Origin of the sequence: Leeuwenhoekiella sp. MAR_2009_132 (assembly GCF_000687915.1) — a bacterium.
GTDB lineage: Bacteria > Bacteroidota > Bacteroidia > Flavobacteriales > Flavobacteriaceae > Leeuwenhoekiella.
Map to the genome: position 1 here is coordinate 163,347 of NZ_JHZY01000004.1, position 14,333 is coordinate 177,679.

11 protein-coding genes are annotated in these 14,333 nt (G+C 36.7%); 9 read left to right on the forward strand and 2 right to left on the reverse strand.

All coding sequences use genetic code 11. From position 1 onward, the window contains the following. Positions 1–186: 186 nt before the first annotated feature. The 5 genes from P164_RS09160 to P164_RS09180 all read left to right on the forward strand — a co-directional run bounded on the left by P164_RS09160 (position 187) and on the right by P164_RS09180 (position 5,059). Entirely contained in the window at positions 187–1,800 is a 1,614-nt protein-coding gene (locus tag P164_RS09160; protein WP_028376100.1) for an FMN-binding glutamate synthase family protein, read from the forward strand. A gap of 3 nt (positions 1,801–1,803) precedes the next feature. Continuing rightward, positions 1,804–2,322 carry a hypothetical protein gene (locus P164_RS09165; protein ID WP_028376101.1) on the forward strand — a complete coding sequence of 173 codons (519 nt, stop codon included), beginning with the start codon at positions 1,804–1,806 and terminating at the stop codon, positions 2,320–2,322. A gap of 160 nt (positions 2,323–2,482) precedes the next feature. Further along, on the forward strand, positions 2,483–3,001 hold the full coding sequence (locus P164_RS09170) for a DUF3124 domain-containing protein (protein ID WP_051621314.1): 519 nt from the start codon (positions 2,483–2,485) through the stop codon (positions 2,999–3,001). Positions 3,002–3,101: 100 nt separating this feature from the next. After that, positions 3,102–4,562, forward strand: a complete 1,461-nt coding sequence (locus tag P164_RS09175) for a potassium/proton antiporter (RefSeq protein ID WP_028376103.1) — start codon at positions 3,102–3,104, stop codon at positions 4,560–4,562. A 98-nt stretch (positions 4,563–4,660) separates the two neighbouring features. Further along, positions 4,661–5,059, forward strand: coding sequence for a hypothetical protein (locus P164_RS09180; RefSeq protein ID WP_051621315.1), 399 nt, complete (start codon positions 4,661–4,663; stop codon positions 5,057–5,059). Positions 5,060–5,064: 5 nt separating this feature from the next. Here the strand turns inward: P164_RS09180 and P164_RS09185 are convergent, their stop codons facing one another. Together P164_RS09185 and P164_RS09190 are read right to left on the reverse strand one after the other, a co-directional pair. Continuing rightward, positions 5,065–5,988 (reverse strand): patatin family protein, encoded by a 924-nt coding sequence (locus P164_RS09185; RefSeq protein WP_028376104.1) that lies wholly within the window; start codon positions 5,986–5,988, stop codon positions 5,065–5,067. Beyond that, the gene (locus P164_RS09190) at positions 5,988–8,057 is read right to left on the reverse strand and encodes a M1 family metallopeptidase (protein ID WP_028376105.1); all 2,070 of its coding nucleotides are present in this window, start codon (positions 8,055–8,057) and stop codon (positions 5,988–5,990) included. The genes P164_RS09185 and P164_RS09190 overlap by 1 nt, the downstream gene beginning before the upstream one ends. A gap of 202 nt (positions 8,058–8,259) precedes the next feature. On the opposite strand from P164_RS09190, the gene recG reads away from it, so the two are divergent. The 4 genes from recG (at position 8,260) to P164_RS09210 (ending at position 14,289) form a co-directional block, all read left to right on the forward strand. After that, positions 8,260–10,365: an ATP-dependent DNA helicase RecG gene (recG, locus tag P164_RS09195; protein ID WP_028376106.1), complete on the forward strand. Its 2,106-nt coding sequence runs from the start codon at positions 8,260–8,262 to the stop codon at positions 10,363–10,365. 201 nt (positions 10,366–10,566) lie between these two features. After that, positions 10,567–12,993 (forward strand): phenylalanine--tRNA ligase subunit beta, encoded by a 2,427-nt coding sequence (gene pheT / locus P164_RS09200; protein ID WP_028376107.1) that lies wholly within the window; start codon positions 10,567–10,569, stop codon positions 12,991–12,993. A gap of 70 nt (positions 12,994–13,063) precedes the next feature. After that, positions 13,064–13,786 carry a hypothetical protein gene (locus P164_RS09205; RefSeq protein ID WP_028376108.1) on the forward strand — a complete coding sequence of 241 codons (723 nt, stop codon included), beginning with the start codon at positions 13,064–13,066 and terminating at the stop codon, positions 13,784–13,786. After that, on the forward strand, positions 13,783–14,289 hold the full coding sequence (locus P164_RS09210; RefSeq protein ID WP_035899718.1) for a DUF2007 domain-containing protein: 507 nt from the start codon (positions 13,783–13,785) through the stop codon (positions 14,287–14,289). Before P164_RS09205 ends, P164_RS09210 begins: the two co-directional genes overlap by 4 nt. The last annotated feature ends 44 nt before the right edge of the window (positions 14,290–14,333 follow it).

A 14,333-nucleotide genomic window follows, 5' to 3' on the forward strand; every position in this document is an offset into this window, starting at 1 on the left:
GGTTTGTTTGTTTAGTGAATTATTTAGACTAACATAAAGAATAGCTTTAAATCTTCAGGATTTATTTAAAGTGATTTTCTAGACCTGAAGTATCTAAGCCGTTGTTTTCTATGCTAAAATTTTACAAACGCCTCCTAAAAAAGTCTGTAAATCTGTAAGTTTGAAGACTGTAATGAATACCTATCTATGAGTGAAGTCCTTTCTTTTTTGTCTAGTATTCCGTGGTGGATCTGGCTTATCGTATTTTTAGTTGTTATCGCCGTTCGGGATATTTTTTTCAATAAAAAACACATCATAACGCACAACTTTCCTATTGTAGGTCATATGCGGTATATGCTTGAGAGTATTGGCCCAGAATTACGCCAATATATAGTAGCAAGCAATCGTGAAGAACTTCCTTTTAATCGTATAGAACGCGGCTGGATTTATGCTTCAGCAAAAAATGAAAATAACTATGAAGGTTTTGGTACAGATCAAAATATTTACGAAGCCAATTACATTTTTATAAACAATGCGATGATGGGTTTTAAAGCCCCTTTAGATCATCCCAATTCAAAAAACCCGTATTTTTTACCTTGTGCAAAAGTAATGGGGCTTCATAATAAACGCCGAAAACCTTACAGACCTGGCTCTGCGATTAATGTCTCGGCAATGAGTTTTGGATCGCTTTCTGCCCGAGCTATAGAATCTCTTAATAAAGGTTGTAAACTGGCGCACGCTTATCACAATACAGGCGAAGGCGGTCTCTCACCCTATCATAAACAGGGAGCAGATGTTGTATTTCAAATAGGAACCGGTTATTTTGGAGTACGTGATGAAGCCGGAAATTTTTCTATGGAAAAATTAATTGCATTAGTTGAAGCAAACCCAGAAGTCAAAGCGATTGAAGTAAAATTATCACAAGGTGCAAAACCCGGGAAAGGTGGCGTTTTACCAGCGTCAAAAATCACTCAGGAAATTTCTGAAATACGTCACGTACCTATGGGTAAAGACGTTATTTCCCCAGCTACCCATTCTGCATTTGAAGGGGTTGAGGGCTTATTAAAATTTGTTGAAGATATTGCAAATGCTACCGGGCTTCCTGTAGGAATCAAGGCCGCAATAGGAAAACTTCAGGACTGGGAAAAACTGGCTCAACTTATGGTAAAATCTGGTAAAGGTCCAGATTTTATTCAGGTAGATGGTGGCGAAGGTGGTACCGGTGCAGCACCTCCTAGTTTTGCAGATCACGTTTCACTTCCTTTTGTATATGCATTTAGCGACCTTTATAAGATATTTAAAAAACACCATTTAACAGAGCGTATTGTTTTTATAGGCAGTGGTAAATTAGGGCTACCCGCAAAGGGCGCGATGGCTTTTGCAATGGGCGTTGATGTTATTAACGTTGCACGTGAGGCTATGCTTTCAATAGGTTGTATTCAAGCAAAAGCCTGTCATAACAACACCTGTCCCAGCGGTGTTGCTACGCAAAATAAATGGCTACAATCTGGTATTAATATTGAAGACAAAGCTGTACGTACCAATTTCTATTTTAAAAATTTCAGGAAGGAATTAATAGAAATTACCCACGCCTGTGGCTACGAGCATCCTTGTCAATTAACTACAGAAGATGTTGATTTGAGCCTGGGCGATAAAAACTTAACACAGACGCTGGCTGCGTGTTTTAGTTATCATAAAGTAGAAGTTCCTTTTAACGGAATGAATGAAATTCTAGATTGTGAATATTTAGGTGGCAATTATGATAAAGAAACTGCAGGCAGAAAAATTCAAGTAGATACTAAAAAAGAAGTACGTTATTAGATTATGGATGATATTTTAAATTTTTTAATACCGGTATTGCCGGCACTGGTAGTAGGTGGCTTAGCGTATTATTTTTTTGATGGTTTTCTTACAAATGAAGATAGACGCAGACGTTTTTTATTACATAAAGAATTACAAACCGAAACTCTCCCTTTACGCCTACAGGCTTATGAGCGATTAACCTTATTTTTAGAACGTTCAAATCCGCTTCAGTTATTACTGCGTGTTCAACCTAATTCTTCAGATAAGAAAATTTATGTAGAATCTGTGATCGCACAAGTACAACAAGAATTTGAGCATAATTTATCACAGCAGATTTATATGTCTGATGAATGCTGGAATGTAATTAAATCTTCAAAAAATACGTTAATTGCACAATTACGTAAACACGTTTTAGACACCAATTTAGCAGACGCTAATGCCTTACGCGAGAAGATGATGTCAAATTTTTCAGAAGCAGAAAATCCAATAACCGTTGCGCTTATTTACTTAAAAACCGAAGTGCAGGAACTTTTAAACTAAATAGGTTTTTATCTTTTATATTTTAAGAGACTGTAATTGTGAGGTCTATAGCGTGCTTTATTTAAGTTTAAGACTACTATTACAGGCTAATTTATAAATTAGCGATGTTCAACTGTATTAATTACATCTTACTAATTTATGATATACTATTTTTGAATTTATGAAAATCATCAAATCTCTTAGTCTATCTTTTTTTCTGGTCTTGTTAATCTGTTCGTGTGAGCAACAGAAAGAAATGAGTTCTATAAATCCTATCAACTGGAAAAAAAGGAGTGCAACAATACCTGTAGATGATTCATTAACAGAAGCACGTACCTATCTAGGCATCTATTCTGAGATTTACAGTACTTCAGAACACAATACGCACGATCTTACCGTTACCGTAAGTATGCGTAATACCAGTGATAAAGATTCTATATACCTTACAAAAGCAGCATATTACAGTACGTCTGGCGAACTTATACGCACGTATTTTGACTACCCCATATTCATTAAACCCTTAGAAACTGTAGATATCATTATCGAAGAATCTGATGACACCGGTGGTACTGGAGCAAATTTTATCTTTGACTGGCTTAATAATAATGCACTTACAGATCCTATTTTTGAAGCTATTATGATTTCAACTCGAGGTCAGCAAGGGCTATCATTTACGACTCAAGGTAAACGCATAAAATAAGATTATAAAAAACCTTACTTCAATCTTAATTTAAGTATTTACAACCAGGATTTAAACGCTAACGCTTAATTTCTATTTTTACAACCTAAAATCCCTACACGTGAATATCACCATTGAGAATATTGTTTTAATAGGTTCGTTGCTGCTCTTCATAAGTATTGTAGTAGGTAAAACGTCTTATAGATTTGGAGTCCCTACCTTGTTATTGTTTTTGGGTATAGGAATGGCTGCCGGCTCAGACGGTATAGGAGGTATTATATTTGACGATATGGAGATCGCTCAGTTTATAGGTATTGTATCTCTGAACTTCATCTTATTTTCAGGGGGCTTAGATACACACTGGTCAAGCGTTAAACCTATTTTACGTCAGGGATTATTACTTTCTACCCTTGGTGTTCTTTTAACAGCCGTTACACTCGGAGTGTTTGTTTTTTATCTAACCGATTTTACCATTTACGAAAGTCTACTTCTAGGTTCTATAGTATCGTCTACAGATGCCGCAGCGGTATTTTCAATACTTAGGTCAAAAAGTCTTGCGTTAAAAACCAATCTAAGGCCTACGCTAGAATTAGAAAGCGGAAGTAATGACCCTATGGCATACGTACTTACCATTGCTTTTCTGACGCTTGTAATCAATCAGGATCAAGGCTTATTTTCGGTAATACCTTTGCTACTACAACAAATGATCGTGGGTGGGATTGCCGGTTTTGTTTTTGGTAAACTCAGTAAATTAATTATTAATAAAATAGAATTAGGTTTTGAAGGTTTATACCCGGTTCTGGTAATCGCCTTGATGTTTATAACCTTTTCTGCTACAGAATCTATAGGAGGCAACGGTTTTTTAGCAATATATATCTGTTCAGTATATCTGGGAAATCAAGATTTAATACATAAGCAAACCATTCTTAAAATGTTTGACGGGCTCGCCTGGCTTATGCAGATTGTACTGTTTCTAACTTTGGGATTGCTGGTTTTCCCTACAGAGATTGTTCCTTTCTTTGGTATAGGTATCGTGGTCTCACTATTTTTAATCTTTATAGCACGCCCGGTTGGGGTTTTTATAAGTCTGGCATTTTTTAAAATGAAAATGAGAAGACGATTGTATATTTCGTGGGTAGGTCTACGCGGTGCAGCGCCTATTGTATTTGCCACTTACCCGCTTCTTGCAGGTATCGAGAAAGCCAATATGATCTTTAACATTGTTTTCTTTATCTCGGTAACTTCAGTACTTATACAAGGTACTTCTCTTTCTATTGTGGCCAAATGGTTGGGTGTCGCGCTGCCCGAAGCAAAAGATTCAAAAGCAGATGTTGCCCGTTTTATTTCTGAAATACCAAAAACGGCAATGAAAGAAATTGTGATTACGCCGCAATGTTATGCCGTAGATAAAAAAATTGTAGAATTAGGGTTTCCTAAAACTGCAATTATTGCCATGATAAAGCGCAATGACAAGTTTTTAACTCCTAAAGGTTCTACTGTTATTAATAAACATGATACGCTGGTGGTATTATCTGAAAACGAAGAAGGTATTGAAGAAGTAGAGGTCTGTTTAAATAGATAAATTTTACAGTATTCAGCGCTTTTTTCAAAAAGCAGAAAATAATCTAATAACGAGTACGCAACCTCTCTCTAGTTTCTGCATCTGCTTAAAAATCATCAATGAAATCAAAACTAATTTTACTTGTTACGGTAGCATTTCTTGCATTGCAATGTTCAACAACTAAAGACACAGAAGATCAAGATTGTGAGAGTACCGCAGAAACCGTCGTTATTGATGTTAAAGGAAGTACAGAAACTGAAGTCAACAAAGACTTAATCCTAGAAGTCTTCTTTCCGGTTTCTAATGGCTGTGGCTTATTTAATGAATTTAAAGAAACCATAGATGGAAAAATAATAACCGTAAGTGTTGAAGCAATTTACAAAGGTTGTATTTGCACGATGGATGTACCTACACGGGTAGCCTTATATACCTTTACACCTACTGAAGCCGGCGTTTACACACTGCGTTTTAAAAGCACGACAGATACATTTATCGAAAAAACAATAACAGTTAATTAACCGGCTTAATCTGATTCTGAGATTGCCCTAAGCTTATTGTCCTGGGCTTGTTTTGCCTTATCTGCAGCATATTCCCATCCTTGTTGCCACCAGCTGGTCATTAACTTTTTATTAAAAATAAGACTGTTTTCGGTAAGTTTTGAGGGTGTGTAATATAAGTTAAGGGGGACATCTTTATTTATTGCGGCCAGCTTACCCACAATCACATCGTGATATTCTACCTGATCCATTAAAAAACCAAATAAATTTACCATTAGCGAAAACGGGTTTTTACCCAAAACCTTATTATACTCCATATTCTCTGACTCAAGAATTATGGCATCAACTTCGGTAGCACCACGACGTATCGCTTCCCGTATAGGTACAATACAGCCAAAACCCCCATCTGCATACTCATAGCCATTTTTATTAACCAGACTCATAAAAGGCACGTAGTTGCAACTAATCCAGATCCACTCACAGAAATCATTATATTCCCAATTGCGAATAGATTTATATTCTACAGTATTTTTAGACAAGTTAGACACAGTAACCACCACATCTGCAGCAGTTTTTTTTATATGTTCAAACTCACTTCGGGAAAGATTTTTTTTAATATTCTTGAGTAAATTTTTGCTTTCGCCAAAGGTGCGTTTCCTACGCATAAATTGCCAGACGGTGTTCCAGTAATTAATAGACACATATTCCCGGTCGCCTTTAGATTTAATATTGAACGGGTTTACATTAAAAATGGTGTTCTGGTTTACGTTTGTATAAACCTCATACGCACGCTGAATGTTATTATTAGCAAGTTGTGAGATCAAAAGGCTTCCGGTAGAAGTACCTAAAAAAAGATCATATTTATGACCTAACTCTTCCATAAGGTATTGAGCCACGCCACCGGCATAAGCACCTTTACTACCCCCACCAGAAATTACCAAAGCTCTCATTAAGTCAATTTTTCAGCTAAAAATTTCTGTTGTTTTTCCTCTTTTAACTTTAGTTTTTGCAACTCTTTTTTCCACTCAGGATCTTTTATAAGCATATCTAAAATCCCGCGGCAAGACTCAGAAAATCTCCAGTTGATATGAAAACAGCCATCAATTAAATTCTCTAAACTTTTAGGCTCAAACAACTGTAACTGATACAATTTTTGAAATGCATTTTTTCGCGTAGCATATGAATATCTACTGCCTGTAAAACGGGTTAGTCTAAAAAAGTGGTCGCGTATATAAGCCTCTTCATAATCTAAAGTAGAAATTGCAAGTGCAAGCCAGGTGATTTCAATATTATGATCTGAAAAGCCTTGTATGCCCTTCATCTGGTTTAAATATTTATGACGATCTGAAGGGAACGAAGTCCATAAATTAAGTAATGCCTGCTCACGGGTTATGTAAGAATCGTCGTTAAGTAGGCGCTCATAGTTTGTTTTCATTTCTGCAGGTACTTTCTGTACCGTTAGCGCAATCGCCTGGCGTACCCAGGGATTATTAGTGTAGAACGCACGTTCGTAAATACGGGAAGCCGCCCCGGGAGAAACCTCAGAAAGCTGGTAAATTGCCTCTTGTCCTGTGTACTCATCAGGTAAAGCCAATAAATCTAAAAGTTTGTTTTGCTTTTGACTAAACGGAACGTTGCGCAATGCGACAACACGCATATACTTTTGGATTATCGGTGACTTTTTTAGTACCTCTAAAGCAGCTTTATCCTGAAATGCAGTTTGCTGCAACCAGTCTTTTTCAAAATCAATTAAATCTTCGCCGCTTGCAATACGCATTTCTTTGAGGAAATCTTCAGTAGTAACGTTTTTAAATTTATGGGTATTGAGATAGCTTTTTATTCCAGCTTTAAATGCCTCATCTCCTATTTTTTCGTGCAACATATGTAATGCCCAGGCTCCTTTTTGATAAAATGTGAGAGAACTTGCTTTAGGGTCAAGTAATCGTTCTCCTTTACCCTTATCACTTAGCGCCTTTAATTCTTCGGCAGATTGATACAGTTTCCAATAAAAATAATCATCCCCAAATACTTTCCGCTCTGCGAGCAAGGCATAATAGGTCGCAAAACCTTCTTGCAGCCAATGATGTGTTCCCGAAGTTTCGGTCACATAATCTCCAAACCACTGGTGTGCAAGCTCGTGTGCATTAACACTTACATAATTGCGATCTATAAAACCATTACGATCTACAACAAATTGATCGCTAAAGATGGTAGCCGTCGTATTTTCCATACCGGCATACAAAAAGTCTTTAACGGGAATTTGTCTATATACAGGCCACGGAAACTTAACACCTATTTCTTCTTCTAAGTAATTAAAAATCTCCTTGCTATACTTGTAGGTCGTTAAAACCTTTAGAGAATCTGAGGGATAATAGTACAACTCCATAGGAATACCGGAGTCTGAAACATATTTTATCTTTTTATAATCTCCAAGAACAACAGCAACAAGATAGCTAGACATAGGCTCTGTCATCTCATAATGCCAAATAAACTTGTCACCCTTTTCTTCTTTCTCAACCAGAACACCATTAGAAACAACTTCCTGCCCGGGATATGCAATAATAGATAGGTCAAATTCTATCTTATCATTCATATCATCTATACTAGGTAACCAGTTAGAAGTGTATTTGCCCTGCCCCTGCGTCCAGATTTGCTGAAAACCACCATTATTTACAAAGTACAGTGCCTTGTCTGGCTTTGCGGTATACTTTAAAACCAATGAGTACGTCTCTCCTTTAGTAAAGCTTCGGGTAAAGATCATACGCCCATCATCTGTATGGGTACTTATTAACTTACCGTTTAATGTAGAAGCATATTTAGTAATGTTTTTCGCATTGAGATATACAAAGTCTGCATCTTCAAGCATAGTGAATTTAATTTCCATATCGCCGGTAACGGTACCGTTTGCAAAATCAAAATCAAGGAGTGCGTAAATACGTTCAAAGTCAACCGTCTCGGTCTGTTGGCTATAGATTACACTTGTTAAGCAAGCGAAAAAAACCGTAAAAATCAATTTCATAAAGTCATACTATCTAAGAACCTGCCAAATTAAGGATTTGATTTTAAAACCGCTCCTTTAAAAACAAAGTAATTAGCCTGATTAGAGGCCACAGCCTTTTAAAAATTATTATCACCAACTTTAAAACACATCCCCATGCTTTTTAACCTCGTTTATCTTGTAAAACCCAAATAAAATAATTGGGTTTTATATCTTCGTTCTTATGAACTCTAGCAAGCTTCAAACTCCTATAGATTACCTTAAGGGCGTAGGTCCCAACAGGGCGACGTTGCTGCGTTCTGAATTAGGCATACACACCTATCAGGATTTTTTGAATCTGTTTCCCAATCGCTATATTGATAAAACTCAATACTATACCATTACGCAATTACAACCTACCAGTGCAGATGTGCAGATAATAGGAAAGATCACACATTTAAAAAGTGCGGGAGAAGGAAGATCAAAAAGACTGGTTGCAACGTTTAAAGATCAAACGGGATCAATGGAGCTGGTCTGGTTTAGGGGTGTAAAATGGATTAGAGAGAGTTTAAAAATCAATATTCCGTATGTGATCTTCGGAAAAGTACAGCGTTTTGGAAGCTCCTATTCTATTGCACATCCTGATTTAGAATTATTAGAGGAACATGAAAAAAGTTTGCGGGTCGCTATGCAACCTGTTTACCCTTCTACCGAAAAATTAACCAACAGAGGCATCACAAACCGAGTGGTAAATGTTCTTATGCAAACGCTGTTTCAGGAAGTGCAGCAAGATATTGAAGAATCGCTGTCAAGATCGATACTCGATACGCTGAAGCTTATGCCTAAAAAAGCGGCATTCTTAAATATTCATTTTCCGCAAAGTCAGGAAAATCTTGCAAAGGCACAGTTTCGGTTAAAATTTGAAGAACTCTTTTATATTCAGTTACAGCTTTTAGTCAAAAACAAGCTGCACAAACAGAAAATTAAAGGTTATCCTTTTGAGCAAATAGGTGCCAATTTTACCACTTTTTATAACAATCATTTACCCTTTGATCTTACGGGAGCTCAAAAACGCGTAGTTAAAGAAATACGAAATGATCTGGGAAAACCCGCTCAAATGAATCGCCTGTTACAAGGAGATGTAGGAAGTGGCAAAACCATTGTCGCTTTATTAACTATGTTAATAGCTATAGACAATGGGTTTCAAGCCTGTTTGATGGCTCCTACAGAAATACTATCTATACAGCATTATCAGGGACTTACCGAGCTCTGCGAGGGTCTCGATATAAATATCGCTTTGCTTACCGGCTCTTCACGTACTAAAGTTCGAAGAGAAATTCACGAGAATCTTGAAAATGGCTCGCTTCATATTTTAATAGGAACGCACGCGCTTTTAGAAGACAAAGTAAAATTTAAAAATCTGGGATTGGCTGTTATTGATGAGCAGCATCGCTTTGGTGTGGCTCAACGCAGTAAACTTTGGCATAAAAATGAGCTACCACCGCACATTCTTATAATGACCGCTACACCTATTCCACGTACGTTGGCAATGAGTGTTTACGGTGACCTAGATGTTTCGGTGATAGACGAGTTGCCGCCCGGAAGAAAAGCAATTAAAACGGTACATAGATATGACAACAACCGTCTTAAAGTTTTCGGTTTTATAAGAGATGAGATAAAGAAAGGAAGACAGATTTATATTGTTTACCCCTTAATTCAGGAAAGCGAAGCACTCGACTACAAAGATTTAATGGATGGTTACGAGAGCATAAGTCGCGAATTCCCAATGCCAGACTATCAAATATCAATCGTGCACGGCCAGATGAAACCTGCCGACAAAGATTATGAAATGAACCGCTTTGTAAATGGCGAGACGCAAATTATGGTTGCCACTACCGTTATTGAGGTAGGTGTTAATGTTCCTAATGCCTCTGTTATGATTATAGAAAGTGCAGAGCGCTTTGGCCTATCTCAACTGCATCAGTTGCGCGGTCGTGTAGGTCGTGGAGCAGACCAGAGCTACTGTATTTTAATGACGGGGCACAAGTTGTCTGAAGACAGCAAAACCCGATTACAGACTATGACCAGTACTAATGATGGTTTTGAGATTGCCGAAGTAGATTTAAAACTTAGAGGTCCCGGTGATATCATGGGAACTCAGCAAAGTGGTGTGCTCAACTTAAAAATTGCTGATATTATAAAAGATAACGAGATTATGAAAATCTCCAGAAGTTATGCCTCTGCCCTGCTTAATGAAGATCCGCAACTTCTTAAAGAAGAAAATCAACCCATACGCCAGATGTATGCGCAGTTGATGAAGTTTAAAAATATATGGAATTATATTTCCTAGTTTTCAGATTTACATTCTACTCTAAAAGATAAATCACAAGCTCTCTTTTAATAAACACAACCTTTTTTCTATTAAAGACAGTCGCTATACGAGTGTTTTTATTTGAAATTAAAAAGGAAGTAACGTACTCGGTATTAAACCCAACTTAGTGCGCAAAAAAACAGCGTAAATGTTATATTTGCCCTTTCAAAATTTAGGGGAATGCAAATAAGCTACAACTGGTTAAAACAGTTTATTAATATTGATTGGGAAGCAGAGAAAACCGGCAATTTACTTACAGATCTAGGTCTTGAAGTAGAAGGTATTAATAAGTTTCAAAGTGTAAAAGGAGGTCTACAAGGGATTGTGGTAGGTCACGTACTTACCTGTGTAAAACATCCTAATGCAGATCGATTAAAAATCACAACCGTAGACCTTGGGGAAGGCGAACCGGTACAAATTGTATGTGGTGCTCCCAATGTTGATGCCGGCCAGAAAGTACCGGTGGCTACTGTAGGTACAACACTTTATGATGAAAAAGGCGAAGCCTGGAAAATCAAAAAAGGTAAAATACGAGGCGAGGTAAGTAATGGGATGATTTGCGCTGAAGATGAACTAGGTCTAGGTAAAAGTCACGATGGGATTCTAATTCTCGACAGTGATTTGAAACCAGGAACACTCTTGTCTGAAGTTTATGATATTGAAGATGATGAAGTTTTTGAAATAGGCTTAACTCCTAATCGTGCAGATGCGATGAGTCACATGGGTACTGCCCGTGATTTACGCGCAGGCTTAATACAAATGGGCGTTAACAGCGAATTTATAACCCCATCTACAAGTGCATTTCGTATAGATAACCGCACTCAAAAAATCAGTGTTCAGGTTTTAAATCAAGAGCGCGCACCGCGGTATTGTGGGATTACTATAAGTGGCCTTATTGTTAAAGATTCTCCGGCATGGTTACAAAACCGACTAAAAGCCATAGGTCTTACGCCTAAAAATAATGTTGTAGACGTTACTAATTACGTCTTACACGAACTGGGGCAACCCCTACATGCCTTTGACCTTTCTAAAATTAGCGGAAAGCAAATAAATGTAAAAACCGTTGCTGCAGGTACAAAGTTTACTACACTTGACGGTATAGAGCGCGATCTTCATGAAGAAGATTTAATGATTTGTGATTCTGAAAAGCCTTTGTGTATTGCGGGTGTTTTTGGGGGCGAAAATAGCGGTGTGACTGAAGATACTACAGCTATTTTCTTAGAAAGTGCTTTCTTTAATCCAGTAAGTGTGCGTAAAAGTGCAAAACGCCACGGGTTAAATACAGATGCCTCTTTTAGATTTGAGCGCGGTATAGATCCTAATTTGACCGAATATGCCCTAATACGAGCGGTTTTACTAATTCAGGAGACCGCTGGCGGTGAAGTTACCAGTGACGTGATAGACATCTACCCTAAGAAAATTGAAGATCATCAGGTATTTTTAAATTTTGAGCGTGCCGAAAAATTGATTGGTGAAGAAATCCCAAAGGAAACCATAAAATCTATTTTATCGTCGCTTGATATTAAAATAAACAACATTACCGAATCTGGTATTGGTATGACCATACCTGCCTATCGCAATGATGTAACCCGTGAAGTAGATGTCGTTGAAGAAATTTTGCGCGTTTATGGCTACAATAAAATAAAATTTAAAGCAAAACTGAATGCTTCTGTATCTAAAAGTAGTCGCTTTGCAGATCATAAAATTCAACAGGTTACCGGTAATTTATTAGCAGCTCAAGGCTTTAATGAAATGCTAAATAACTCTTTGACTAATCCCGAATACGCCGTTTTAAATGATGCATTTAAAGCAGATTATAGTGTAAAGATGCTCAACCCCCTAAGTACAGATCTTTCGGTAATGCGCCAATCTTTATTATTTTCTGGTCTTGAAGTTTTAGCTTTTAACACAAACAGACGTCAGCCAGATTTAAAACTTTTTGAATTCGGAAAAAGTTACCATAACTATCCCGGCGGAAGAGAAGAGCACAAACATCTAACCTTATTCTTAAGCGGAAATGTAAATGCTGAAAGCTGGAATGCTCCTCAAAAACCGGCAAGCTTCTTTAACCTAAAAGGGATAGTAGAAACCGTATTAGGTCGTTTAGGCTTAACTGATTGGTCTGTAAAGCCCGTAAAAAACGCACAATTTTCTGAAGGTTTAAATTATACCATACAAAAAAAGGAGGTTGTTAATTTTGGAGTTGTTGTAAAATCAATACGCAATCATTTTGATTTAGATCAGGAAATTTTATTTGCTGATTTCAACTGGGATGTTATTCTAGACCTTATACAAGAAAACAAAATTAGCTTTAAGCCTATACCAAAAAATCCCGCTGTACGTCGTGATTTTGCCTTGTTATTAGATAAAGAGACACTTTTTGATGAGATCTATCAAGAGGCTTATGCTGTTGAGAAAAACATACTAAAACAGGTTTCTCTTTTTGATGTTTATGAAGGTTCTAATCTTCCCGAAGGCAAAAAAAGTTATGCTGTGAGCTTCACCTTACAAGACGAAAATAAAACACTTACAGACAAAGAAATAGATAAAATTATGCATAAACTGCAGCAGCGTTTTGAACAACGTTTAAATGCATCGCTGCGTTAATACTTTAGCATTTGTCGTGTTGTAAATTAGTAGCTTATTAGTTAACTTTAAATGCTAAAAAAAAAGAAAAATGCTACTAAAAAAAACTAATATTCACGACAAGTTGTTGCGTGAACAGTTTAAAAAAACGAACGAAGACTCTGTTATAAATTGGGTAAACCAATTTTTAAAAAAGACACCGTCTCCAAATGAACGTATCTTAGAAAATCTAGCTAGTGACTCGATTGAAGATACTAATGAATTTGACTTTGATCTTTTAGACTCTAAGCGCATATTTCACGAAAAAAGTATTCAAAAAATCTGTATTGATTACAGACTTCGGTTTTTAGATTCACGGTTTTTTAAAGGTGCATTCCCACAGGAAGCACTTACTGAAATTGCTAATTTAGAACAAACGCATAATCTCTCATTAAGCGGTTTTAAAATAATGGCACCTTCAAAAATGTTTGTTTTAAACAAAACAGACGACCCGCTATTATTTGCACCTATGGGTAATGGGTATTATTACTTAATTCATAAATGGGGAAATGATTTACACCCCTTGAGAAAACTTTTAATGTGGCCATTCAAGAATTTTGAAAATTTAATATTCACCATTCTACTTTCAAGTGTAATAGCCACTATGCTAGTACCTGACGGTCTTTTTACCCGTGAGCAATCTTTTAGCCAGGATGTCATGGTATTCTTTTTTATGTTTAAATCAATTGCCGCAGTGGTTTTATTTTATGGCTTTGCACTAGGTAAAAATTTTAATAATGCCATTTGGAAATGCAAATTTGATAAAGCTATATGATTAAAGAATCTAATTACGAGCGCGTTTATACTGGATCTGAAATTAATGGAAAGTTTATTCAGAATTACTTAGAAGAAGCCGGTATTCACAGTGTTGTACGTAATGATGGCGAAAGTGCAATTCGCGCTGGTTTTGGTACTAATTATATTAATCAAACCCTGGTTTTTGTTGAAAAAGAAAATCTTGTAAAGGCCAAACATCTTGTAGAAAAGGCATTTGTAAATTCTGAAATCTCAGATACAGATTTTGAAGAACAAGCGACCCAAAGTAGTATTGAGGATGAAGAATTTGTCACAGATACAAATTCAACTCTTATTCAAAAAGAAGAAAAACCAAAACGATCTATGCTTAATCTCGCATTAAACGCCGGTTTATTGCTTTACTCATTGTATCGTTTATACCCGCTTACTCAGGGAGAAACATTGCCTACATTTAGAATTGTACTTAGCGGTTTTATTGCTGTTTTTTGCGCATACACCTTATTTAAGCACTTTAAGAACTAGTTTTTAAAAATAACACTCCATTACTCAATCATTTTGAAAAAGTA